Origin of the sequence: Aeromonas sp. CA23 (assembly GCF_002587065.1) — a bacterium.
In the GTDB taxonomy this organism is placed as follows: Bacteria; Pseudomonadota; Gammaproteobacteria; order Enterobacterales; family Aeromonadaceae; genus Aeromonas; species Aeromonas bestiarum.
In genome coordinates this window covers 1,916,935-1,939,724 of sequence record NZ_CP023818.1, presented here as the reverse complement: position 1 = coordinate 1,939,724, position 22,790 = coordinate 1,916,935, and the positions used below count along the sequence as shown (strand labels likewise).

Genomic DNA, 22,790 nt, shown 5'->3' with positions numbered 1-22,790 from the left:
GGTATGCTGAAGCTCGCCCTGCAAAGTCTCTGGGCTCGTCGCCTCACCGCCGGGCTGACCCTCTTGGCGGTGGCCATCAGCGTCACCCTGCTGCTCGGGGTGGAGCGGGTGCGCACCCAGGCCCGCGAGAGTTTCTCCAACACCGTCTCGGGTACCGATCTCATCGTCGGCGCCCGCTCCGGCCAGGTGAACCTGCTGCTCTACTCGGTATTTCGCATCGGCAACCCCACCAACAACGTGGGCTGGGAGGCCTATCAGGCCATCAAGACTAAACCCGGCGTCGCCTGGACCATCCCCCTCTCCCTCGGTGATTCTCACAAGGGCTTTCGGGTGCTCGGCACCAATGGCGACTACTTCACCCACCTGAAGTACGGCCAGCAGCAGGCGCTGCAACTGCGGGAGGGGCGGCCGTTCGACACGCCGTTCGAGGCCGTGCTCGGCGCCCAGGTGGCCGAGAAGCTCGGCTACAAGCTGGATCAGTCCATCGTCATCGCCCACGGCGCCGGCAACACCTCCTTCAGCCAGCACGACAACCTGCCGTTCAAGGTAGTGGGGATACTGGCACCGACCGGCACCCCCATCGATCGTACCATCCACGTGCCGCTGGCCGGGATAGAGGCGATCCACCTGGGCTGGGACACGGGCAGACACAGCAAGAACGTGACCGCCGAACAGGCGCTGGCGCAGGATCTGACCCCTAAAACCATCACCGCCTTTATGGTGGGCCTCAGCAATCGAATACTGGCGTTCCAGCTGCAGCGCAGCGTCAACACCTATCGGGGCGAGCCGCTAATGGCGATCCTGCCGGGGGCCGCCCTGCAGGAGCTGTGGAGTCTGATGAGCGTGGCGGAAACCGCGCTCTCTGTGATCGCCGGCTTCGTGGTGGTGGCGGGCCTCATCGGCATGCTGACCACCTTGCTGGCGGGGCTCAACGAGCGGCGCCGCGAGCTGGCCATACTGCGCTCCCTGGGGGCAGGCCCCGCCCACCTGTTCCTGTTGCTGGCGCTGGAGGCGATGGCCCTCACCACCGCAGGCATAGCCCTCGGGGTGGCCGCGCTCTATCTGGGGCAGGGGCTTGCCACCCCCTGGCTGCTCAGCCACTATGGCCTGCAATTGAGCCTGGGACTGCCGAGCGCCTACGAGTGGCAGTTGCTGGGGCTGGTGTGGCTGGCGGGCATGGTGATAGGCCTGCTGCCCGCGGCAAGGGCCTACCGCTACAGCCTGAGCGATGGCATGAGCATTCGCGTCTAGCGACTCGCCTACATAAAAAGAGAGAAGGACAGATGATGAAGTGGAAAATTGTGGCGCTGCTGGCCAGCCTGCTGGCGCTGCCGGCCCTGGCCGCCGATTACAAGACCATCGACTGGGACGTGCTGATCCCGCAAGGGGAACGGCTGTTGCCACCGCCCCAGGTGAGCCACGATGGCGATTTCTCCTCGGTGCCGCAGCCGGTGGGCGGTGTCAACCAGAAGCTGGACAACCAAGACGTGCGGATCCCGGGGTTCGTGGTGCCGCTGGAGGGGGATGCCAAGAAGATCACCGCCTTCCTGCTGGTGCCCTACTTCGGCGCCTGCATCCATGTGCCGCCGCCCCCCACCAACCAGGTGGTCTATGTAAGCTACCCCAAGGGCGCCCCCGTGGATGATCTCTGGGATGCCATCTGGGTGAAGGGCAAGATGCGCACCATCAGTTCCAGCCACGAGATGGCCACCGCCTCCTACTCCATGGAAGCGGTCGAGGTCAGCGTCTACGAAGAGGAATAAGTCAGACATCATGATGCGCGTCTGATGAGCTCCAGCCACGAGATGGCCACCGCCTCCTACTCCATGGAGGCGGGCGAGGTCAGCGTCTACGAAGAGCAGTGAGCCTGCACACACGGCCTCCCGCGGGAGGCCACTTTTTTATCCCCTTGCTGGCCGAAACCGGGACCAGCCCCTGCTTGAGGGATTGCCCGCCATCCCGGTTGGAGTAACATTCAAGGCTAGACCTTGCGATCACGGAGCCAGCATGGCTGACCTGCCCCCGCCCAAGAAAGAGAGTTCCATCCTGAGCAGCCAGGAGCAAACCCTGCGCCTGGCCCGCAGCCGCGGCATAGACGGCATGCTCACCCGCAACAGCGACAGCACCTTCGAACAGCGCGCCACCTTTCGCCATCTGGCGGATCAGGCTGCCCGCCAGCGCAATCTGGAAGCCATCATGGTGATGGCCTCCCGCCACTGCGAGGAGACGGCCGCCGGCGGCGAGATGGACAGCGACTGGCTGACCCGCTTCCTGCAACTGGCGGAAGACATCAGCATGGTCCCCATGCAGCAGCTGTGGGGCCGCATCTTCGCCATCGAGATCGCCACCCCAGGCCGTTTCTCCATCCGCGCCCTCACCACCCTCAAGGAGATGACCCAGCGCGAGGCCCAGCTGTTCCAGCGGATCTGCGCCCTCGCCTGCCACTATTCGGGCAGCGATGAGCAGCGTCTGCTGCTGGGGCTGCACAAGGGCGCCAGCCTGCTCAGCCGCGCCAAGGTGACCCGGCTTGGTCTGGGCAAATACCGATTGCCCTACAATGCCCTGTTGCAGCTGTTCGAGCTCGGCCTGCTGCACAAGGGAGAGCTGGAATCCGGCCCGCTGCCTGCCGACGGGGTCGAGCTGGCATTCGGCGACCAGCGCTGGCGCCTGCATCGCAAGCAGACCAATATCACCCTGCTCTACTACCGGCTGACCCCGGTGGGCAACGAGCTCGCCCAGCTGTTGCAGGAGCCGCCGCTGGAGGAGTACCTGCAGGATCTGAAAACCGTGCTGGTGCAGGGGCTGCAGATAGAGACCATGATGCAGCCTCCCGAGTCCGAGCTGGAGAGAGTGCCACCAACTGCCGCCGTCTGAATCCCGGGGCCCCTGTTGGCCCTCTTTCTCTTCTCCCTTGTGGCACGCCAGCCGCACCATATTGCGAAATGCCCCCCTGCTCATTGCCAAATCGATTCTCGAAATGCGAATCGATCTCCTTGCCCACCTCCTCCTGATCCGGATTTGCCGCAAAATCTGACCATTTTGGTCGGATAAACACGCTACTAACAAAATCATCATCACCCATGGCACCATGGTGCATAACTTGCACTACCCATACATCTTTCCCATCACCGCGTGCAGGACCACACAATGAGAGTCAACCAACCCGTTACCCAGCGTGAGCGTCTCTACCCGGAGCACCAGAGTCTTATTTCCACCACGGACCTGGAAAGCCGCATCACCTATGCCAACGAGGAGTTCTGCAACATAGCGGGGTTTAGCCTGGACGAGCTGCAAGGTGAGCATCACAACCTGGTGCGCCATCCGGACATGCCCAAGCAGGCCTTCGCCGATCTCTGGCATCACATCAAGGACGGCAAGAGCTGGATGGGGCCGGTGAAGAACCGCTGCAAGAATGGCGATCACTACTGGGTCAGCGCCTTTGTCACTCCCATCAAGGATGCCAGCGGCAAGGTGGTGGAATACCAGTCCGTGCGCACGGCCCCCAGCGAGGAGATCAAGCAGCGGGCCGAGCGCATCTATGCCGACCTGCGCAATGACAAGGCTCCCCTGGCCCTCAGGCTGCCGACCTTCTCCCATACGCAGGCAGTCACGCTCTGCCTGCTGCTGAGTCTGGCGGCCATGGTCGCGCTGGGGTATGAGCAGGCTGCGGGCTGGCCGCTGGCACTGGCGACCGTACCGCTGCTGCTGGCAGCCATGATCACCCATGCCCTGGCCCGTCGCCTGAGCAAGCTCGACAAGATGGCCCGCAGCCGCTTCGACAACCCGCTGATGCAACTGCTCTACACCAACAAGGTCGACAACCTGGCCGCCATCGAGCTCGCCATGTTGATGAACCGGGCCGAGTTCAATGCCGTGCTGGCCCGCACCCAACAGACCTGCGCCCAGATCTTGCGGGCCGCAGAAGGGGATCTGCACAACGCCGAGTCCATCACCAGCAACCTGCAACAACAGCAGGCCGAGACCAACCTGGTCGCCACAGCCATCACCCAGATGTCAGAGTCGATCAGAGAGGTCTCTCACAGCTCCACCGCCGCCTCCGGCCTGCTGGACGAGACTTCCGAGTTGTTCAAGGAGGGCAACCGCAGCGTGCTGGACACCATAGGCGCGGTCGAGGGGATGCACGACGAGATCACCACCTCCAAGACGGTGATCCACACCCTGGCGGGGCAGTGCCGGGATATAGACGGCATTCTCGATGTGATCAACAGCATCGCCAACCAGACCAATCTACTGGCCCTCAACGCGGCCATAGAGGCGGCCCGGGCCGGTGAGGCGGGCCGTGGCTTCTCTGTGGTGGCCGACGAGATCCGATCGCTCGCCATCAAGACCCAGTCCTCCACCGGCGAGATCCAGAAAATGATCAGCCTGTTGCAAGCCAGTGCGGGCAATGCGGAGCAGGCGATGGAGAAAGGGGGGCAACTCTCGGCCAGCTGTCAGCAGAAGGCCTCAGCCACCGGCACCATATTGAAGCAGATCAACAGCATGCTGCAGCAGGTCGCCTCCGGCAGTGGCCAGATAGCCCAGGCGGTGCAGGAGCAGTCCCAGGTCACGGCCGACATCAATCGCAACGTGCTCAGCATCAAGACCCTGGCCGATGACTCAAGCCAGGGCAGCCAGCATGCCGTGCACGGCATCATCCAGCTGGTACGGCAGCTGAGCGAGCTGGATCGGCTGGTGTGCCAGTTCCAGCAGCAGCCCGCCCCCCGTCAACTCAGCGAGCAGCTCGGCAAGGGCCGGGTTGTACTCGCCCGCTGACGCCTGCCGTGCGCTAACAACAAGATGGGCCCTGTCGTCACCGACAGAGGGCCCATCAACATTGTGGGAAGAACTGACCTGACCGGATTGGTACGCCCATACCATCACTGACCCAGCCTTGATGCCCTTACCCTGGCGTCTGTGCTGCGCCTCACTCAACAGGGTGACGACCCCGGAGTTCATTCCCCCGCCCAAATGCGCTGCGAGCGTTGAGAAAGTAAGGGCGTTGAGATACCCCCACAGCCCGACCACAACCCCATGACCGTCCAATTTATTGATCTTGCCCGAGAAACCGCCCACTCCCCCTTCCCTAATAAGCTCCGTTCGGTAACATGGTCATCAGGATCACCTCTCGTCGGAGTCAGCCATGAACCAGACCGGAGCAACACTGCTGGGAAAGAGCAGCAGGCTGGAGGCTGGAATTCAGAGGCGGTAGTGTGGTTTTTGTCGGTTGGTGCAAGCCCAACATACGAAATGGTTGGTAATGCATTGATTTATAATTGACTTTTTCATGATGGTTATCATAGGTATAGCTGTGTTATATGGAAGGAAAATTTCGGAGTTTCAAATGAGTAATAAAAAAATTGTTTTTGTCGTAGGACATGAAAACTGGGGTAAATCAAAAACTCTTAAAGCTCTAACAAATAACAGCAGATATGTGAGGAACTATGAACTAGGCGGACTCACATGGTTTATACGTCGAATGTCAAATGATGACCGACCTGATGGTTACCACACTTTCATGGATAATTTGACTAGTCCGTACCTTATCGCTGCATTTTGTCCAAATTTTGATGACGAACGGATTGAAATAACAATCAACCTTCTAGACAAACTAAATGACAAAGGATATAAACTTTACTTCTGGGTCTTAAAAACTCAGTTTACTTCCGGAGTATCCATGTCTCGTGACTACATCGAAAAACTCAAAAACTTTGGAAAAGTAGAGGTTTATTCAAAAAGATCTGAAGCGAGTATAAGGGCAACTGAATTAAGAAAGTATATTGAACAAACTTCCTAAATAAATACTCAACAGTGATTCCTTTTAGGAGCATTCTACTATACACCGCGTTTAGTAGTTAAATTTAATTACAGAAGCATAGGCATTGTTTGGCTCACATGTAAATATATTAACTTTATTTTCACGAAGGAACTTAAGTGAAATCAGAAATATACAATTTCCTTGATAAAAATATAGATTTCATTGAGGCTTCTGGTGGCGGCGGAGCTTATACTCAGTTACCCGTTTTTGAACTTACACCGAGAGACTTTATATCTTTTGCTGAAAAGGATTTAGAAGGTGATTTAAGTCCTTATACATTAGTTAACGCGACATCAAATCTTAAGCGCGCAATAGACTGTCAATTAGACTATATATTAATATTTCTCAACTTAGACTCACTATATAGAAAAAAAAGGCTTGGAATAGATAGAAAACTGGGATTTCTAAGTAAGTCAGGCATTTTTTCATCTAGATCTATCGAAAAACTAAACAAACTAAGAAATAGGCTTGAACATCACTACGAAATCCCAGAAATAAAAGATGTTGATGTTTATTTTGATCTAGTGTCCGCTTTCGTTTCAATTTGTGAAAACTATGTTATATCAGTATTAAACAATAGCGAGGTTGAATTTTCTGATGAAAGATCAGAAAAAAATGAATATGGAGTCACGTCGGAAATAAATGTTGAAAAGCCGTTCATAACGATAAGCCTTGACGCCCCCTCTGACTCATACAAATTCGTAGTAAACCTAGAAGAAAAAACGAAGCCAAACCTTGATCAAATTGAAAATTTTGCATACCTACTGAAGACTCACACACTCTTGTTTCATTATTATTCCGGTGCAATAACCAAATTTAGGTTGCTACAAGAACTTAAAAGAGAGGTTTAACAAAAAAATCTAGGCCATGCCTACGCAACACCTAATTCTTATGTTATCCACAATAGTACTGGAAGAATCATGATGTTGTTAAAACCATTAGATAAAATGCTCATCCCGTATGCAGCGTATTCCGACAATCGCGAATAACCCCACCACGACATAAGCAAGGAGCGGAAAATCCCTTTGCGGGGCTGATACCGACCGCCTTGGGGTGGCTCAAGGCTCGTCGGTACCACTAATAAGCTGGATTTATGGTTTTTCCGTTAATGACCCAATTTTTGCTTATAGTGGCTGCCGCCAGCTCATAAACGCCCGTGGTGGCCAACTTAACGGCCACCGGGCGCTTGTTATAGGTTCTTCCGATCCAATGACAAGCAGGCGAGGCGAGCAAAAAGGGCCCTGTGCCCTTGCTCCCCACGCCTGCGCTCTATTTGCTGCTTACAGCTGGCTGCCAGAGTAATTACCCGGTTGCCGGGATAACAATCCGGCTCCCTTTATCAGACGGCGCCACTCAACAACTACAGGTAGTTTCCCTGCCTCAGGGCTGTCAGCAACTCCTCCACCAGCACTTCCACCGGTTTACCGGCGTTAAGTAGGTGAATTTCCGGCTGTTCCGGCGCCTCATAGGCCGAATCGATACCGGTAAAGTTGCGGATCTCCCCCGCCCTAGCTTTTTTGTAGAGCCCCTTGGGATCTCGCTCTTCGCACACGGAAAGCGGCGCATCGACAAATACCTCGACAAACTCGTCGACGCCGAGCAGATTGCGCACCAGATCCCGTTCGGCACGGAACGGCGAGATAAAGGCGGTGAGCACGATAAGTCCCGCATCCACCATGAGTTTCGCCACCTCGCCGACCCGGCGGATATTCTCCTGACGGGCGACGTCGTCGAAACCGAGATCGCCGCACAGGCCGTGGCGCACGTTGTCCCCATCCAGCAGATAGGTGTGCTTGCCCTCGGCGGCCAGCGCCTGCTCCAGCGCCCCCGCCAGGGTGGATTTTCCCGCCCCGGAGAGCCCGGTGAACCAGATCACCAACGGTTTCTGTCCCTTCAGCTCGGCCCGGCTCTGTTTGCTGACGACATGCTGGTGCCACACGATATTACTCATCCTAACTCCTCGATCACTCAGGCTCATCAACATGGGGAAGGAACCAACGAGCCCCCTCACCCTCTCCCAGAGGGAGAGGGAATATTAACCCCCTTCTCCCTCTCTTTTTTAGTCGGCGGGAGCAGGGTTGGGGATAAGGGGACGCGCTTCATCGCGCCCTCTCCTGAGGGAAAGGGCGCTTGGCTCTATTGCTTGCCGCTGTCGTTGCCGATGGCCAGCGCCTGCCAGTGCGGGAAGTGCTTGCGCACCAGGGCGTTGAGCTCAATTTCAAACTCACTGTATTGCCCTGCCACCGCCTTGGCCGCCAGCCCTTCCACTATCATGCCGGCCCCGACGGTAACGTTGCTCAACCGATCTATCAGGATGAAGCTGCCGGTGTCGCGGATCTCCCTGTATGGGTCGAACGCCACCGGATCGGTCAGGCTCAGCTCGCACAGGCCTATCTCATTGAGCTTGAGCTCATTCGCCGCCAGCTCGTCCAGCTTGTTGATCTCGATGCGATGACGGATGGCCTCCACCTGACCACGGGTCTTCTTGGTGGCCAGCTTGATGTCATAGACCCGGCCCGGTTGCAGGGACTCCTCCCCCATCCAGACGATATGGGCCAGCACGTTCTGGGTCACCTGGGGTTGCCTCGCGGCATCCACCAGCAGATCGCCGCGGCTGATGTCGATTTCATCGGCAAAGGTGACAGTGATGGCCTGACCCGGCAGGGCGTACTCCAGATCCCCGTCGAAGGTGACGATGCGGGTCACTGTGCTCTCTTTGCCGGACGGCAGCACAGCCAGCTTGTCGCCGACCCGCAGGATGCCGGCCGCGAGCGTGCCCGCGAAGCCGCGAAAGTCCAGGTTGGGGCGGTTCACGTACTGCACCGGCAGGCGCACCGGATGACGCTCCAGCTCGCGCTCCACCTCGGCATTTTCCAGCAGGGAGAGCAGGGTTTCGCCCTGATACCAGGCCAGCTTGTCGCTCGGGTTGACCACGTTGTCGCCGTCCAGCGCCGAGACAGGCACTATCTGTATGGTGTCGACGCTGAGCTTCTTGGCGAACTCGCGATAATCGGCACTGATGCGATCGAACACCTCCTGGCTGAACTCCACCAGATCCATCTTGTTGACCGCCACCACGAACTGCTTGATGCCGAGCAGGCTGGCGATAAAGCTGTGGCGACGGGTCTGATCCAGCACGCCCTTGCGGGCATCGATCAGAATGATGGCGAGATCGCAGGTAGAGGCGCCGGTGGCCATGTTGCGGGTGTACTGCTCGTGGCCCGGAGTATCCGAGATGATAAATTTGCGCTTGGCGGTGGAAAAATAGCGGTAGGCCACGTCTATGGTGATGCCCTGCTCGCGCTCGGCCTGCAGGCCATCCACCAGCAGCGCCAGATCCAGCTTTTCGCCCGTGGTGCCGAGTTTCTGGCTGTCGGACTCCAGCGCCTTGAGCTGATCTTCATAGATCTGCTGGGAGTCGTGCAGCAATCGCCCTATGAGGGTGCTCTTGCCGTCGTCCACGCTGCCGCAGGTGAGAAAGCGCAGCAGGCTCTTGTGTTGCTGGGCGTGCAGGTAGGCTTCAATGCCCTGTTCGCTGATGGCGGTCTGAATGTGGTTGTTCATTTGCGATTCCTTAGAAATATCCCTGACGCTTCTTCTGCTCCATGGAGCCTGCCTGATCATGGTCAATCAGCCGCCCTTGCCGCTCGCTCGAGGTGGTGAGCAGCATCTCCTCGATGATCTCCGGCAGCGTAGTGGCATCGGATTCGATGGCCCCGGTCAACGGGTAGCAGCCGAGGGTGCGGAAGCGCACCAGCTCCTGCTTCACTTCATCTTCCGGCCCGATAGGCATGCGCTCGTCATCCACCATGATCTTGATGCCGTTGCGCTCAACGACCGGGCGCACCGCCGCGAAGTAAAGCGGCACTATGTCGATGTTCTCGAGATAGATGTATTGCCAGATGTCGAGCTCGGTCCAGTTGGAGAGCGGGAACACCCGAATGCTCTCTCCCTTGTTGACCTGGCTGTTGTAGACGCGCCACAGCTCGGGGCGCTGGTTTTTCGGATCCCAGCGGTGGGACTTGTCGCGGAAGGAGTAGACCCGCTCCTTGGCCCGGGACTTCTCCTCGTCGCGGCGGGCACCGCCGAAGGCGGCATCGAAGCCGTGCTGGTTGAGCGCCTGCTTGAGCCCTTCGGTCTTCATGATGTCGGTGTGCTTGCCGCTGCCGTGCACGAAGGGGTTGATCCCCATGGCGAGGCCATCCGGGTTCTTGTGGACGATGAGATCCAGCCCGTACTTTTTGGCGGTCTCGTCGCGGAATTTGATCATCTCCTTGAACTTCCAGTCGGTGTCGACGTGGAGCAAGGGGAAGGGGATCTTGCCCGGATAGAAGGCCTTGCGGGCCAGGTGCAACATGACGGAGGAGTCCTTGCCGATGGAGTACATCATCACCGGGTTTTCAAATTCGGCAGCCACCTCGCGGATGATGTGGATGCTCTCGGCCTCCAGCTGCTGCAGATGTGTCAGTCTTTCACGGTCCATGTCGGGTCCTCTGGTCTGGCTAACGCGCCGGGTCAGGGCGCGATTCGGGTTCAGGTCGGTGCCGCTGTCGCCGCACCGTCAAATCGGTTCTTTGCTCTGCAGACTCACGCCAGGTGCACCAGCTTGAGATCACTGCCATTCAGGTCGCCGGAGCGACCCGCCTCATCGCCACGCGTTTCACCAAACCAGGCCAGCCGGTCGCGCAGGGCAACCACCTCGCCGATGACGATGAGCGACGGGCTCACTGCCTGCTCGGCCAGCACGGCCAGGTCAGCCAGGGTGCCGGTCAGCACGCGCTGACGGGCCGTGGTGCCCCGCTCTATGATGGCGATGGGGGTTTGGCTGCTGCGGCCATGGCTCACCAGCTGCTGCTGAATGTGCTCGGAGCGCATCAGCCCCATGTAGACGACCAGGGTCTGGTTGGTGGTGGCGAGCAGCTGCCAGTCGGGCTCCTTGCCCTCCTGCTGGCAGTGGCCGGTAATAAAGACGGCGCTCTGGGCATGGTCGCGGTGGGTGAGCGGAATACCGGCATAGGCGGTGGCACCGGCGGCGGCCGTGATGCCAGGAACGACCGAGAAGGGGATCCCCTCTGCCGCCAGCACCTCCAGCTCCTCACCGCCACGGCCGAACATGAAGGGATCGCCCCCCTTGAGCCGCACCACCCGGTTGCCTGCGCGGGCATGCTCCACCAGCAGACGATTGGTCTCCTCCTGGGGCACGCTGTGGGCACCGGCCTTCTTGCCGACCGAGACAAGAGTCGCATCGCGGCGCACCAGCTCCAGGATCTCCGGGGAGACCAGCTGGTCATAGAGCACCACTTCCGCCTGCTGAATTTGTTGCAGCGCCTTGAGGGTCAAGAGGCCAGGATCGCCGGGCCCCGCCCCCACCAGCACCACCTCGCCGACCTCGGTCTGGGCCTTGTCGAGCCCTTCGTTCAGCCAAGTCTCGGCGCTCTGCCAGTCCTGCTTTTCGATGAGGCCGGCCAGGGTATTGGAGGCAAAGGCGCGCTCCCAGAAGCGGCGGCGATCGGAAATCGAGGAAAGCACCCGCTTGGCCTTGTCGCGCACCCGGCCGGAGAGTTCGGCCAAACCGCCGAGATGGCGGGGCAGCAGGCTCTCGAGCCGCTCGCGCAACAGGCGCACCAGCACCGGGGCCTTGCCACCGCTGGAGACGGCGACCATCAGGGGAGAGCGATCTATGATGGAGGGAAAGATGAAGCTGGAGCGCTTGGGGTCATCCACCACATTGACGAACAGACCCAGCTGATTGGCGCTCTGATAGACGAGGGCGTTGACCTCGAGATCGTCGGTGGCGGCCACCACCAGGATCTGGCCGGTCAGATGAGCCGGCGTAAAACGCTCGACCAGATGGGTAAAACGGCCGGCAAATTCGGCGAATTCGGGTTCAATCTCGGGAGAAACCAGGGTCAGCTGGGCACCCGCGGCCAGCAGCAGGCGCGCCTTGCGCAGGGCCACCTCGCCCCCGCCGACCAACAACACGGGGCGGCCTTCCAACCTGGCAAACATAGGTAAATAATCCATTTCGGCCCATCCCTTGGAACACGACTAATATGGGGCGACTATAGGCAGGGCTGCTTATCCCTCAAAATAATAAAAAATGCTTTTTAATGCGTTTTAGTAATTAGCAAAGCCGTATGATGACAAAGGCGAGAGAACATCCTTGTGGTGCTCGGCGCCAGGCCATAGGCTAGTGAAAGTGTTTCATAAGGAGCTTAATAATGAATGAGTCATTGATTGTGCTGGGGATCTTCGTGTTCCTGGTGATCATCACCCTGAGTGCCGGGATCAAGATAGTGCCGCAGGGCTACAACTGGACAGTGGAGCGCTTCGGCCGCTACACCCGCACCCTCTCCCCCGGTCTCAACCTGCTGATCCCCTATGTGGACAGGGTCGGCCACAAGATCATCATGATGGAGCAGGTGCTGGACATCCCGGCGCAGGAGGTGATCTCCCGTGACAACGCCAACGTCACCATAGACGCCATCAGCTTCGTGCAGGTGGTCGATGCCCGCAAGGGGGCCTATGAGGTCAACGATCTCCCCAGCGCCATCCGCAATCTCACCATGACCAACATGCGGACCGTACTCGGCGCCATGGAGCTGGACGAGATGCTCTCCCAGCGCGACACCATCAACGAGAAGCTGCTGCGCACCATGGATGCGGCCACTGCCCCCTGGGGCATCAAGGTGACCCGGATCGAGATCAAGGATGTACGCCCGCCGCTGGCACTGGTGGAAGCCATGAACGCCCAGATGAAGGCCGAGCGCCAGAAACGGGCCGAGGTGCTGGAAGCCGAAGGGGTACGCCAGTCCAAGATACTGAAAGCCGAAGGCGAGAAGCAGTCCCAGATCCTCAAGGCCGAGGGTGAGCGTCAGGCCGCCTTCCTCGCCGCCGAAGCGCGGGAGCGGGCCGCCGAGGCGGAAGCCAAGGCGACCCATATGGTCTCAAAAGCTATAGCGGAAGGGGATATGCAGGCCATCAACTACTTTGTTGCCCAGAAATACACCGAAGCGCTGGCCCGTATCGGCGAAGGCCCCAACAGCAAGATCATCATGATGCCGCTGGAAGCGGGCAGCCTGATTGGCTCGGTCGCCGGCATGGCCGAGCTGTTCAACAAGGACGGCAAGAGTAGCAAGTCATGACAGCCCTGTTCGAGGGGCTGACCCACTGGCACTGGCTGGGGCTCGGCTTCGTGCTGCTGGCCATCGAAGTGATGAGTTCGGTGGGTTTCCTGCTCTGGACCGGCATAGCCGCGCTGGAAGTCGGCCTGATCCTGCTGCTCTGGCCCTTCGGCTGGCAAGCGCAGCTGCTGCTGTTTGCGGTGCAATCCCTGCTCACCACCTGGGCCTGGTGGCGCTGGCAGCACCGGCAGGACAGCTCGGGTCAGGATGCGGCGGCCCCCATCAATGAGCGGATGCAGAGCTATCTGGGCCGTGAGTTGACCCTGCTGGATGATGTGGTGCAGGGAACAAGCCGGGTGCATCTGGATGACACCGTCTGGACGGTGCGCAGCCCGGTGCCGCTCACCGCGGGCAGTCGGGTCAAGGTGGTGGGGGCGGATTCCCATATCCTGCTGGTGGAACCCTTGCCCTGAGGCGAGCGAGTGTCACCACGCACATCCGATAAAAAGGGCTCCACGGAGCCCTTTTTCGTTGCCTTGCCGACCTGCGCCGGCGTGCCTAGAAGGCGTCGCTGTCGAGGGCGGTGCGCAGCAGATCCTTCCAGCTGATGATGCCGACCAGGGCACCATTTTCCAGCACTGGCAGGCAGGAGACGTTCTTCTCCAGCATCATCTTGACGCCGTCGCGCACCGGCAGCTGGGGGGCTATGGTGACGGGGTGGCGACTCATGATCTGGTGGGCGCGCCGATTGAGGGTCTCGGTATCTCGGCTCATCTCGGCCTCGGAGTCGAGGTAAGGGCTGATGGCGCGAAACAGATCCCGGTCCGAGATGACTCCCACCAGCTCCTCTTCCTCCAACACCAGCAGGTGACGAAAGTGAGCCTGCTCGAAGATATCCTTGATGACAGTGAGCCTGTCGTCCATGGAAACGGTGGCGACCCGGGTCGTCATTATGTCCCTGATAAGCATGCTAACCTCCCCAACCCTGGCTGATTTCTCTGTTATGGCATGTTTTTGCCCCCCCAGCCAGTGGGAGCCCCCCACCTCAAGTGCAAATCTGCGCCATTTCACGTAAGATCCGCGCCAGTTTTTCTCCTCCATTTGAGCAAGCAGACCCCATCCATGATAGTTGCCAGTCAAATCGAACTGATCCGCGGCGGCCGCAAGCTGCTGGACAACGCCTCCGCCACCATACACCCGGGCCACAAGGTGGGCCTGGTGGGTAAAAACGGCTGTGGCAAGTCCACCTTTTTTGCACTGGTACGGGGCGAGCTGGCCATCGACAGCGGCAGCTTCAGCCTGCCCGCCGGCTGGCAGATCGCCGGCGTCGCCCAGGAGACGCCGGCCCTTGACTGCTCCGCGCTGGAGTACGTGATCGACGGCGACAAGGAGTTCCGCTCGCTGGAGGCCCAGCTGGCCCAGGCCGAGCTGGATGACAACGGCATCCTGGTGGCCGATCTGCACGGCAAGCTCGACACCATAGGCGCTTACAGCATTCGGGCCCGCGCCGCCGAGCTGCTGCACGGTCTAGGTTTCAGCGACGATCAGCTCGCGTCTCCCGTCAGGAGTTTCTCCGGTGGCTGGCGCATGCGCCTCAACCTGGCCCAGGCGCTGCTGTGCCGCTCCGATCTGCTGCTGCTCGATGAACCGACCAACCACCTGGATCTCGATGCCGTCATCTGGCTGGAGAAGTGGCTCAAGGGCTATCAAGGCACGCTGGTTCTTATCTCTCACGACCGTGACTTCCTCGATTCGGTCATCAGCCGCATCATCCACATCGAGAACGGCAAGCTGAACGAATACACAGGCGGCTACTCCGACTTCGAACTACAGCGCGCCGAACAGCTGGCCCAGCAGCAGTCCATGTACGAGAAGCAGCAGCGGGAGGTGTCCCACATGCAGGCCTATGTGGACCGCTTCCGCTACAAGGCCTCCAAGGCCCGTCAGGCCCAGAGTCGCCTCAAAGCCATGGAGCGGATGGAAAAACTCCTGCCCGCCCACGCCGACTCCGAGTTCAGCTTCGAGTTTCGCGAGCCGTCGGCCCTGCCGACCCCGCTCATCGCCATGGAGAACCTCAGCGCCGGTTACGGCGACAAGGTGATCCTGGAGAAGATCAAGATGAACCTGGTGCCGGGTTCGCGCATCGGCCTGCTCGGTCGCAACGGCGCCGGCAAGTCCACCTTCATCAAGATGCTGTCAGGCTCCAATCCCCCCCTGTCGGGCAAGCTGGAGGTGAGCGCCGGGGTCAGCATCGGCTACTTCGCCCAGCATCAGCTGGAGACACTGCGCCTCGACGATACTCCGCTCGATCACCTGGCCCGCCTCGCGCCGGACAAGTCCGAGCAGGAGCTGCGCAACTATCTGGGCAGCTTTGGCTTTCACGGTGACAAGGCGCTCGACAAGGTAGCCCCCTTCTCCGGCGGCGAGAAGGCGCGGCTGGTGCTGGCCCTCGTCACCTGGCAAAAGCCGAACCTCCTGCTGCTGGATGAACCGACCAACCACCTGGATCTGGAGATGCGCCACGCCCTGACCATGGCGCTGCAAGGCTTCGAGGGCGCCATGGTGGTGGTCTCTCACGACCGTCACCTGCTGCGCACCACCACGGATGACTTCTATCTGGTACACGGTGGCCGGGTCGAAGCCTTCGACGGCGATCTGGACGACTACCACAAGTGGCTCGGCGAGCAGGAGAAAGAGGCCAACGCCAAGCCAAGCAATGGCATCATCTCCGCCAACTCGGCGCTGGCGCGCAAGGATCAGAAGCGGCGCGAGGCGGAGTTCCGGCAAGCGACCCGCCCCCTGCGCCAGAAGCTGGAGAAGCTCGAAGCCAGCATGGAGAAACTGCAGACCCGGCTGGCCGCGGTGGAAGAGCAGCTGGCCGATCCCGCCATCTACGAAGAGAGCGCCAAGAACAAGCTCTCCGAACTGCTCAAGTCCCAGGGCCCCATCAAGGAGGAGCTGGAAGGGGTGGAGCTGGAGTGGATGAGCCTCTCAGAGGAGCTGGAAACCATGGAGCAGGCCTTCTTTGCGTGACGAACAGCTGATGGCGGCCGAGCGGGTCGCCGTGCACGAACTGCCGACGCCGCTGGGCTTCTGGCACTGGAGCGGCAAGATCTATGGCGAGCGCAGCCAGGACTGGCTGACCGTGCAGGCGCAGGGCGGCAACGTCAATCTGGCGCTCTTGCTGCACCGGCTGGATCAGACCGATATCCAGGTCGACCTGACCGATCTGCAACCTGCGCTGGTGCAGACCGAAGCGGTACTGACCCCCTGGCGCACCCTGCGCCAGAGCGCCAAGTCGCGGCTGGATGAGGAAGAGTATCAGGCCATGCTGGCCCACGAGCTGGAGCTGGAACGGCTGCAGCAGGGCGTCCTGCTGCAGACGCTGCGCAGCCTCACCCTGTTTCGGGGCAAGAGCCACAATTTGTTGAACTATCTATCGTTACTGGGGGCTCAGCAGGGCCCCCTCAGAGATCTAATATGCTGAGTTATCGCCACGCCTTTCACGCCGGCAACCACGCCGACGTGCTGAAACACGCCGTTCAGGCCCTGATCATCGAGTCCCTCAAAAAGAAGGAGAAACCCTTCATAGTGCTGGACACCCATGCCGGCGGCGGTCTCTACGACTTGCGCGGCGACTGGTCCCAGAAGAAGGCGGAATACGCCGACGGCATAGGCCGGCTGTGGGATGAACGGGCCCAGTGGTCTGCCATGGCCCCCTATCTCGGCGTTATCGAAGAGATGAATCAGAGCGGCGAGCTGCACTACTACCCAGGCTCCCCCGAGCTGTCACGCCGCCTCGCCCGCGAGCAGGACAAGCTGGCGCTGATGGAGCTGCACAACAACGAGGTGGAAGACCTGCGCGCCAACATGGGCTACGATCCTCGCGTCGCCGTCCACCACCGTGACGGTTTCGAGGGGCTGGTAGCCCTGCTGCCACCGACTCCGCGCCGTGGACTGGTACTGATCGACCCGCCCTATGAGCTGAAGGAAGATTACTTCGCCGTGGTCGATACCCTGAAAAAGGCGCAGAAGCGCTGGGCGACCGGCATCTATGCGCTCTGGTATCCGATTCTGGGTCAGGAGGCGGACAAATCCCGCGACATGCTGCGCGCCATCAAGCGGGAGAACTTCGGTAACGTCCTGGTGGCCGAGCTGGAAGTGGCCGGTCAGACCGCCGATTGGGGCATGAACGGCTCAGGCATGCTGATAGTGAGCCCCCCCTGGATGCTGGCCGAGCAGATCGAAGCCTTCTTGCAACCCTTGTGCGCCAAACTGGCCCAGGGCGCCGGTGCCCAGTACAAGGTCGAGTGGCTGAACAAGGCCGAGGATTAATCCCCGCGCCCACGCTGCAACCGAGCTTAAAAACAAAAAGCCCCATCATGGGGCTTTTTCTATTGGTGCGGCGGCCTGTGTTTGTGCGACAACCGGTGCAGCCCTTATGCGCGGGCGGACAGATCCTGTTTCAGCGCCAATATCAGCAAGGCCAATATGGCAAAGGGCGGTGCCAAGCAAAGCAGCACGCACAGGAAGGTGATGAGCACGGGATGCCGACTCTTGCGACGGGCCAGTCGCCAGGCAAGGACGCCGACGATGATCATCAGCAGCAAGATGAACTGCCCAAACAGGGTCGAGTTGATCGTCATGAAATCTCCTTTTTCATGGCAAAAGCCCAGTCTAGCTGTGTGACGGCCTTGGGCAAGGCCCCATCATGGTGGCAGATCCATCCCCCTTGATAGGTTCTCCCTATCCAACCATTAGATGAGAATAGTTTTCATTTGATGTCATTCTGGCGGATACTGCTGTCATCACCAGAGGGAGCCATCATCATGAAAAAGACCATCAGCTTTGCCGCCCTGCACTTCATCGTGGCCTTTACCCTGGCTTACCTGCTGACCGGTGAGCTGCTCACCGCCAGCCTGATCGCCCTGATCGAGCCCGCCATCAACACGGTCGCCTTCTACTTCCATGATCTCGGCTGGCACAAGTTCAAGCCCAGCCACAGCCTGCAGGCCAAGACCAGCAGCTTCGCCCTGGTGCACTTTTCCGTGGCCTTCGGGGTCGCCTACCTGCTGAGCGGCGAGCTGCTCACCGGCGGCGTGATGGCGACGATAGAGCCTGCCATCAACACAGTCGTCTTCTTCTTCCACGAGCGGCTGTGGCGCACCCGCCAGCCACTGGCGCTGGCCTAAGTCCGGGCCTGCACCGGATCCACTCCGCCAACCGGGGTCGCCAAGTGTGAAAAAGCGCTCGGCGGCCCCGTCTCATTGTGCTCTAGTAGCGGGTATCCCACTCTTTTTGCTGGAGTCTTTCCGATGAACAAGCTGCTGCTCGGCCCTCTTCTCTTTACCCCTCTGCTGGCCTGCGCCGCCACCCCTTCCTTTGATTGTGCCAAGACAGCCGGCACGGTCGAAACCCTGATCTGCAAGGATGCCGCGCTGGCGGCACTGGATAACGAACTGGCCACCCTCTATCCCAAGGCGCTCGCCAACCTTTCCCCCGAACAGCTCAAAACCGAGAAAGCCATGCAGCGCGGCTGGATCAAGGGTCGCAACGACTGCTGGAAGGCCAAGGATCTGCGCCAGTGTGTGGAGGAGAACTACCAGCAGCGGATCACCGAGTTGCAGATAAAAGGCGGCCAGCTGACGGTACCGACGCCGGTCGATTACCAGTGCGGCAAAAACCTCACCCTCTCCACCTACTTCTATAACGATGCCAAGCTGCCCGCCGCCGTGATCAATCTGAGCGAAGGGGATAGCCAGCAACAGGTGCTCGCCTATGAAGCCCCCAGCGCCAGCGGCGCCCGTTATGAAGGCCAGAACCTCAGCCTCTTCACCAAGGGCAACGAGGCCAGCCTGGAGCGTTACGGCCAGCCGACACTTGCCTGTACCGAGATCCCGACCAAGGGCAACTGACCGCAATACGGGGGCCGCCAGCAAGCAGCCCCCTTGCCGAACACCATGGCCCCCCCGCTATGCCAGAGAGCGGCCTCAGCCATCCAGAGTCACGCACTCGCCAGCACCGCCTTTCGAAAACGCCTTGCACAGCTCCCTGCCATCTATCGATCAAACCGCCTTGTTCATTAATTTGTTGATCCTGCCCAGAAATCTTCCATCTCGTCCTTCCCCTCTTCACCACGCCCGCTAACATACCCGATTGGCAACAAACGCCTCGTCGGAGTCACCCATGAGCCCTGCCAACCCTCACCTCTTGGTCAAAAGCAGCACACTGGAGGCTGAAATTCAGGGGCGGTAGCCATGCCATCGGCTTGCCAATCCCTTCTGATCACCGCAAGGGGCCGGCAAGCCGCTGACTCATCCACAACATGCAAAGCAAGGTGGTGTATGGAAACACAAACACTGCATCGCGGTCGGCTGATCGACCATCTCCAACTGGTGGTAAAGGATCTGGCCGCCAGCCAGCGCTTTTATTCCGCCATCCTGGCCACCCTCGATATTCCCATGGGTGGCACGGGTGAGGGTTACTTCTGGGCAGACGAGCTGTTTGCCACTTCAGTCGACAGCCCGGCTGCACTGGGGGTACTGACCGGCCGCCATCATCTGGCGTTTCAGGCGCAAGACAGGGCCATGGTGGATCGTTTCTATCAGGCGGCCCTCGCTCACGGCGGCCAGGACAACGGCGCCCCCGGCGAGCGCAATTATCACCCAGGCTACTACGCCGCTTTTGTCCTCGATCCAGATGGCAATAATATCGAAGCGGTTTATCACGGCGAGGCAAAGCGCAGTGTGGAGTCGGTGGAAATTCGGTTTTAGCATGCAGATGTAACCCCCATAATTGTGGCTCCTACATTATTCAACGTGAGCAACAATGCACTGCTCCAATTGGGTGGGAAAATTATGTTTTCGCTCAAGAGATTTTAACATTTTATGCAGTTGCCAGAGAACATGAGTAAAGCGGACTTAATGACTCCCCAGTACGAATATCTTTTAAAAATTTAACCACGTACATAAAACGTTCAATAACGCTGGTTCCCAGTGTGGGACGTTAAATATTTTCACATTTAATGGTATATAGGACATGTCAGAACAAAAAATAAACCCAAACCACGTTACAAAACCGATCCAGCTATTGGCTGCGTGGTTGGTCGGATTAATTTTAATTAACGGTTCATTCTTGGGTGCTGCGAGGGTATTGAGCAGTCCAGAGTGGGCACCAGGATTGCTTGTTATTGCAGCAGTTTGCAATGTTCCAATTTTTCTTGGGTTGATATTTTTCTTACAAACAAAATTTAGAGCAGAACTCCAAGAGGATACCTATTATTCTAAGCACTTGGAAAAAATCACTGGGACAGTAAAGGATAGAGTTAAAAGCAATGACTTTTTGCTAGATGAAATAAAGAAATTCCAGAATTTAAATAACGATAAGATAGAGGCAATAGAAAATAACCTAGAGAGTATTTACAATAGATTATCCAATCAGGATGTCAGCGAAATTGATGTGCAATCTGTTTTAGAAAAAATCAGTGAGACTAAGGCATCTCTTTCATCATATGAACTACAAAAGAATAAAAGCTCAACACAAATAGCTCTAAATGACCTTATACCAAATTACAAGGAAATTGCGAAAAAAATAATTATATCAGGATATTTAATTTCTGAAACATTTGGTTCAACAAGCGTAGACAAAAAACCACCTAACTGCCTTACCATCAGCTATAACCCAAGCACCCCTAAACTTGCTCTTCGTGAAGTTTATGAAATACTTAAACCCTATGGCTTTGACAGAATTGACTATGATAATATTGAAAATTTCCCTAATGATTCAGACATCTACATTGGCTCTTACATAGATGATTTCTCAAGTTCTAGAAGGTCAGTGAAAATAGATGAAACAGTTGAAGCATTGCTGTTGAATAATGATGTTTCGAGCGAACAACTCGGTTCATATATTATCCTGCAGAGAACATAGCCAGTAGATTAGATTAACGAAGCGTAATCGGAAATTCGCGATACAAATATTTAGTGATGGTTCTAGTTGCTTTCAGACACCGACTTTTACGCAGTCTCATTTTTCACTTGTATCTTAGCTGGCATAATGCCAGCCAAGGAGACTCATGAAGCCTGACTTAACCGGAACACGAATTGTGTTGCGTACCATTGGCCCGCAGGATACTGCCAATCTGTTCGAGATTTATGGCAATCCATTGACCATGGAGTTTGCCTCTGATCCCTGCTTTACCTCTCCCGCCATGGTGGCGCAGATGATGGCGAGCGTGGTGCGGCTGGAGCAAACAGGGGAGTCCCTTGAGTGGGCGATTGTCGAGCGGGAGGGCAACAAGGTGATAGGCACCTGCGGCCTGCACAGTTTCAGCGAGGCGGGCCACTGCTGCGAGGTTGGCTGCCTGCTCAATACGGCCTACTGGCGCAGAGGGTTTATGTCGGAAGCGCTACGATTGCTGTTCGCCCACGCCAGCACGCTGGGAGTAACCCGCCTCACCGCAGATATCGATGCAGATAACGTTCGCTCTATCGCCTTGTTTGAAAAGCTGGGCTTCAAGGCATATGCAGGGCGCTATCAGCGCATGATCCCGTTTGTCTGACCCGAGACCAGAGACTCAACGCCCTCGCCTCTCAGGCCGTTATGGCAAGGATCAGCCATAAAAAAACCGGAACTCAAGGGTTCCGGTTTTTTCATCAAGGCATCAGCCGCGGTAATCGCCCCGGGTGCGGCTTGATAACCGACCAGGGCAGTATGCTCCACTCGGTCAGCTCGCAGTTACGCTCGACACGGGGAAAAGAAGGATCCAGCACTATCCCCTTATCTGTCATATACCAAGAGGCATACTCCCAGACTGACGGATCTGCGTAATTGCACTCTTCCGGATCGGGAACCATCTCATTGGGGTAGAGCCGCTGAAACTCGTTTACGATCCAGGGGGCCAGATACTTCTCCCTGTACTCAGATGCTGCAGGGTCATACGACTGATTGTCGAACTTTACTGGCGTCCCACTACCAACCCAGAGCAGGTCTTCGAGTGTCAGCATCTCTCCGGTGGCAAGATTAATGTTTAATGGCGAATCACCAAAGTCAGGGTGTGCACCACCGCAAAAATAGCCGGTAAAGATACTAGCGCTGAGCAAGTTCGGACTGATGAAATGGGGCTTAACCGTCTGGTCGAATTCCCCACCCATTGGGGTGCTCATACACTGAAAATAACTGGCGACCTCGCTCCACTGACGCTCTGCCAGCACATGATTGAGTATCCCAAGCTGCTCAGCAGGTAGCCCTGACGTAATGCGAAAATGCGTGATTTTACTTTGCGACTCTTGTAGCCATTGCAAGCTATAACCCTGGAATGACTCGCGTTTGCCCGGTTTTAGTGAGAGTCCTTCAAGCCGCATGAGTTCATAAAGATCACGCTGACGCCAGCTGACAAGAGCCGGATCCTGTATATCAATGGCGCTGCTATCGACCACCTTCAATACCACAGAAATAGGCTTTTTCCCGACCCATGTTCCCTGAAGACCATTACCGGAACGCTCGAGGAGCATGGCGATCTTTTCGGGTTCACTGTTATCCCACAATTCTGAGAGCTGCAGGGTCTTACCCTCCCACTTGCCCGACAGGGGAATATCCTTTCGGTACTTGCGGTAGAAGTAACGCCCACTGACCGTACCATCTGATGACGTATCAAGGGTCATCACTACCGGCATACGTCCTACCTTGCCCTGATACACCTCACTGGCCTGCGCAACCATAGCTAGCAACAAGCAACCCAACCCCAGCCAAAACCTTGCTATCACCCTTCTCTCCTGTGTTGTGGCGATGACGTCCATCCTCACGCTGCCCACTCATTAGAGTGGGCATATTGAATTTTCTCTCGCAGA

General features: G+C 57.8%; 23 protein-coding genes. 16 read left to right on the top strand and 7 right to left on the bottom strand.

The genetic code is table 11. The features are described from left to right. Positions 1-3 precede the first annotated feature (3 nt). The 6 genes from CK910_RS09260 (at position 4) to CK910_RS23670 (ending at position 6,669) form a co-directional block, all read left to right on the top strand. Positions 4-1,251 (top strand): ABC transporter permease, encoded by a 1,248-nt coding sequence (locus CK910_RS09260; RefSeq protein ID WP_098982441.1) that lies wholly within the window; start codon positions 4-6, stop codon positions 1,249-1,251. Between the two features lie 32 nt (positions 1,252-1,283). Further along, positions 1,284-1,763 (top strand): DUF3299 domain-containing protein, encoded by a 480-nt coding sequence (locus CK910_RS09255; RefSeq protein ID WP_065403783.1) that lies wholly within the window; start codon positions 1,284-1,286, stop codon positions 1,761-1,763. A gap of 244 nt (positions 1,764-2,007) precedes the next feature. Beyond that, positions 2,008-2,874, top strand: a complete 867-nt coding sequence (locus CK910_RS09250) for a TIGR03899 family protein (protein WP_043138726.1) — start codon at positions 2,008-2,010, stop codon at positions 2,872-2,874. A 273-nt stretch (positions 2,875-3,147) separates the two neighbouring features. Further along, complete coding sequence (locus tag CK910_RS09245; RefSeq protein WP_098982438.1) at positions 3,148-4,776, top strand: methyl-accepting chemotaxis protein; 1,629 nt, start codon at positions 3,148-3,150, stop codon at positions 4,774-4,776. Positions 4,777-5,287: 511 nt separating this feature from the next. Further along, positions 5,288-5,797: a hypothetical protein gene (locus CK910_RS23675; RefSeq protein ID WP_157774607.1), complete on the top strand. Its 510-nt coding sequence runs from the start codon at positions 5,288-5,290 to the stop codon at positions 5,795-5,797. 137 nt (positions 5,798-5,934) lie between these two features. After that, positions 5,935-6,669: a hypothetical protein gene (locus CK910_RS23670; protein ID WP_157774606.1), complete on the top strand. Its 735-nt coding sequence runs from the start codon at positions 5,935-5,937 to the stop codon at positions 6,667-6,669. A gap of 509 nt (positions 6,670-7,178) precedes the next feature. Here CK910_RS23670 and cysC read toward each other — a convergent pair. The 4 genes from cysC to cysG form a co-directional block, all read right to left on the bottom strand. Further along, positions 7,179-7,769 (bottom strand): adenylyl-sulfate kinase, encoded by a 591-nt coding sequence (gene cysC / locus CK910_RS09240; RefSeq protein ID WP_098982435.1) that lies wholly within the window; start codon positions 7,767-7,769, stop codon positions 7,179-7,181. 185 nt (positions 7,770-7,954) lie between these two features. Next, entirely contained in the window at positions 7,955-9,382 is a 1,428-nt protein-coding gene (gene cysN / locus CK910_RS09235) for a sulfate adenylyltransferase subunit CysN (RefSeq protein ID WP_098982433.1), read from the bottom strand. A gap of 10 nt (positions 9,383-9,392) precedes the next feature. Further along, positions 9,393-10,337, bottom strand: coding sequence for a sulfate adenylyltransferase subunit CysD (cysD, locus tag CK910_RS09230; RefSeq protein ID WP_257982474.1), 945 nt, complete (start codon positions 10,335-10,337; stop codon positions 9,393-9,395). Positions 10,338-10,405: 68 nt separating this feature from the next. After that, positions 10,406-11,842, bottom strand: a complete 1,437-nt coding sequence (cysG, locus tag CK910_RS09225) for a siroheme synthase CysG (protein ID WP_098982430.1) — start codon at positions 11,840-11,842, stop codon at positions 10,406-10,408. Positions 11,843-12,039: 197 nt separating this feature from the next. On the opposite strand from cysG, the gene CK910_RS09220 reads away from it, so the two are divergent. Both CK910_RS09220 and CK910_RS09215 read left to right on the top strand, forming a co-directional pair. Next, a complete protein-coding gene (locus CK910_RS09220; RefSeq protein ID WP_043138703.1) occupies positions 12,040-12,963 on the top strand; it encodes an SPFH domain-containing protein in 924 nt (307 codons plus the stop codon). Next, entirely contained in the window at positions 12,960-13,415 is a 456-nt protein-coding gene (locus CK910_RS09215; protein WP_042869488.1) for an NfeD family protein, read from the top strand. Before CK910_RS09220 ends, CK910_RS09215 begins: the two co-directional genes overlap by 4 nt. An 85-nt stretch (positions 13,416-13,500) precedes the next feature. On the opposite strand, the gene CK910_RS09210 is transcribed toward CK910_RS09215, so the two are convergent. Then, positions 13,501-13,911 (bottom strand): CBS domain-containing protein, encoded by a 411-nt coding sequence (locus tag CK910_RS09210; RefSeq protein ID WP_043138697.1) that lies wholly within the window; start codon positions 13,909-13,911, stop codon positions 13,501-13,503. Positions 13,912-14,064: 153 nt separating this feature from the next. Between CK910_RS09210 and CK910_RS09205 the strand changes: the two genes are divergently transcribed. The 3 genes from CK910_RS09205 to CK910_RS09195 are packed head-to-tail and all read left to right on the top strand — an operon-like array spanning position 14,065 to position 17,277. Continuing rightward, positions 14,065-15,975, top strand: a complete 1,911-nt coding sequence (locus CK910_RS09205) for an ABC transporter ATP-binding protein (protein WP_098982427.1) — start codon at positions 14,065-14,067, stop codon at positions 15,973-15,975. Next, complete coding sequence (locus CK910_RS09200; protein ID WP_172955280.1) at positions 15,968-16,429, top strand: DUF2390 domain-containing protein; 462 nt, start codon at positions 15,968-15,970, stop codon at positions 16,427-16,429. Before CK910_RS09205 ends, CK910_RS09200 begins: the two co-directional genes overlap by 8 nt. Further along, positions 16,423-17,277, top strand: coding sequence for a 23S rRNA (adenine(2030)-N(6))-methyltransferase RlmJ (locus tag CK910_RS09195; protein ID WP_098982424.1), 855 nt, complete (start codon positions 16,423-16,425; stop codon positions 17,275-17,277). Before CK910_RS09200 ends, CK910_RS09195 begins: the two co-directional genes overlap by 7 nt. 104 nt (positions 17,278-17,381) lie before the next feature. Here CK910_RS09195 and CK910_RS09190 read toward each other — a convergent pair whose 3' ends face one another. Next, positions 17,382-17,588 (bottom strand): hypothetical protein, encoded by a 207-nt coding sequence (locus CK910_RS09190; RefSeq protein WP_172955279.1) that lies wholly within the window; start codon positions 17,586-17,588, stop codon positions 17,382-17,384. Between the two features lie 183 nt (positions 17,589-17,771). On the opposite strand from CK910_RS09190, the gene CK910_RS09185 reads away from it, so the two are divergent. From CK910_RS09185 to CK910_RS09165, 5 genes are all read left to right on the top strand, one after another. Then, complete coding sequence (locus CK910_RS09185; protein ID WP_098982419.1) at positions 17,772-18,134, top strand: DUF2061 domain-containing protein; 363 nt, start codon at positions 17,772-17,774, stop codon at positions 18,132-18,134. 123 nt (positions 18,135-18,257) lie between these two features. Further along, positions 18,258-18,857, top strand: coding sequence for an MliC family protein (locus CK910_RS09180; RefSeq protein WP_098982417.1), 600 nt, complete (start codon positions 18,258-18,260; stop codon positions 18,855-18,857). Between the two features lie 429 nt (positions 18,858-19,286). After that, on the top strand, positions 19,287-19,715 hold the full coding sequence (locus CK910_RS09175) for a VOC family protein (RefSeq protein ID WP_098982414.1): 429 nt from the start codon (positions 19,287-19,289) through the stop codon (positions 19,713-19,715). 265 nt (positions 19,716-19,980) lie between these two features. Continuing rightward, a complete protein-coding gene (locus tag CK910_RS09170) occupies positions 19,981-20,871 on the top strand; it encodes a hypothetical protein (protein WP_098982411.1) in 891 nt (296 codons plus the stop codon). Positions 20,872-21,016: 145 nt separating this feature from the next. Further along, positions 21,017-21,502, top strand: coding sequence for a GNAT family N-acetyltransferase (locus tag CK910_RS09165; RefSeq protein ID WP_098982409.1), 486 nt, complete (start codon positions 21,017-21,019; stop codon positions 21,500-21,502). A 94-nt stretch (positions 21,503-21,596) separates the two neighbouring features. On the opposite strand, the gene CK910_RS09160 is transcribed toward CK910_RS09165, so the two are convergent. Further along, positions 21,597-22,739, bottom strand: coding sequence for a hypothetical protein (locus CK910_RS09160; protein ID WP_172955278.1), 1,143 nt, complete (start codon positions 22,737-22,739; stop codon positions 21,597-21,599). Between the last annotated feature and the right edge of the window lie 51 nt (positions 22,740-22,790).

Coding starts and splice junctions, on each gene's coding strand:
- CK910_RS09260 (WP_098982441.1), top strand. CDS start 4: ATGCTGAAGCTCGCCCTGCAAAGTCTCTGGGCTCGTCGCCTCACCGCC.
- CK910_RS09255 (WP_065403783.1), top strand. CDS start 1,284: ATGATGAAGTGGAAAATTGTGGCGCTGCTGGCCAGCCTGCTGGCGCTG.
- CK910_RS09250 (WP_043138726.1), top strand. CDS start 2,008: ATGGCTGACCTGCCCCCGCCCAAGAAAGAGAGTTCCATCCTGAGCAGC.
- CK910_RS09245 (WP_098982438.1), top strand. CDS start 3,148: ATGAGAGTCAACCAACCCGTTACCCAGCGTGAGCGTCTCTACCCGGAG.
- CK910_RS23675 (WP_157774607.1), top strand. CDS start 5,288: ATGATGGTTATCATAGGTATAGCTGTGTTATATGGAAGGAAAATTTCG.
- cysC (WP_098982435.1), bottom strand. CDS start 7,769: ATGAGTAATATCGTGTGGCACCAGCATGTCGTCAGCAAACAGAGCCGG.
- cysN (WP_098982433.1), bottom strand. CDS start 9,382: ATGAACAACCACATTCAGACCGCCATCAGCGAACAGGGCATTGAAGCC.
- cysG (WP_098982430.1), bottom strand. CDS start 11,842: ATGGATTATTTACCTATGTTTGCCAGGTTGGAAGGCCGCCCCGTGTTG.
- CK910_RS09220 (WP_043138703.1), top strand. CDS start 12,040: ATGAATGAGTCATTGATTGTGCTGGGGATCTTCGTGTTCCTGGTGATC.
- CK910_RS09215 (WP_042869488.1), top strand. CDS start 12,960: ATGACAGCCCTGTTCGAGGGGCTGACCCACTGGCACTGGCTGGGGCTC.
- CK910_RS09210 (WP_043138697.1), bottom strand. CDS start 13,911: ATGCTTATCAGGGACATAATGACGACCCGGGTCGCCACCGTTTCCATG.
- CK910_RS09205 (WP_098982427.1), top strand. CDS start 14,065: ATGATAGTTGCCAGTCAAATCGAACTGATCCGCGGCGGCCGCAAGCTG.
- CK910_RS09195 (WP_098982424.1), top strand. CDS start 16,423: ATGCTGAGTTATCGCCACGCCTTTCACGCCGGCAACCACGCCGACGTG.
- CK910_RS09190 (WP_172955279.1), bottom strand. CDS start 17,588: ATGACGATCAACTCGACCCTGTTTGGGCAGTTCATCTTGCTGCTGATG.
- CK910_RS09185 (WP_098982419.1), top strand. CDS start 17,772: ATGAAAAAGACCATCAGCTTTGCCGCCCTGCACTTCATCGTGGCCTTT.
- CK910_RS09180 (WP_098982417.1), top strand. CDS start 18,258: ATGAACAAGCTGCTGCTCGGCCCTCTTCTCTTTACCCCTCTGCTGGCC.
- CK910_RS09175 (WP_098982414.1), top strand. CDS start 19,287: ATGGAAACACAAACACTGCATCGCGGTCGGCTGATCGACCATCTCCAA.
- CK910_RS09170 (WP_098982411.1), top strand. CDS start 19,981: ATGTCAGAACAAAAAATAAACCCAAACCACGTTACAAAACCGATCCAG.
- CK910_RS09165 (WP_098982409.1), top strand. CDS start 21,017: ATGAAGCCTGACTTAACCGGAACACGAATTGTGTTGCGTACCATTGGC.
- CK910_RS09160 (WP_172955278.1), bottom strand. CDS start 22,739: ATGGACGTCATCGCCACAACACAGGAGAGAAGGGTGATAGCAAGGTTT.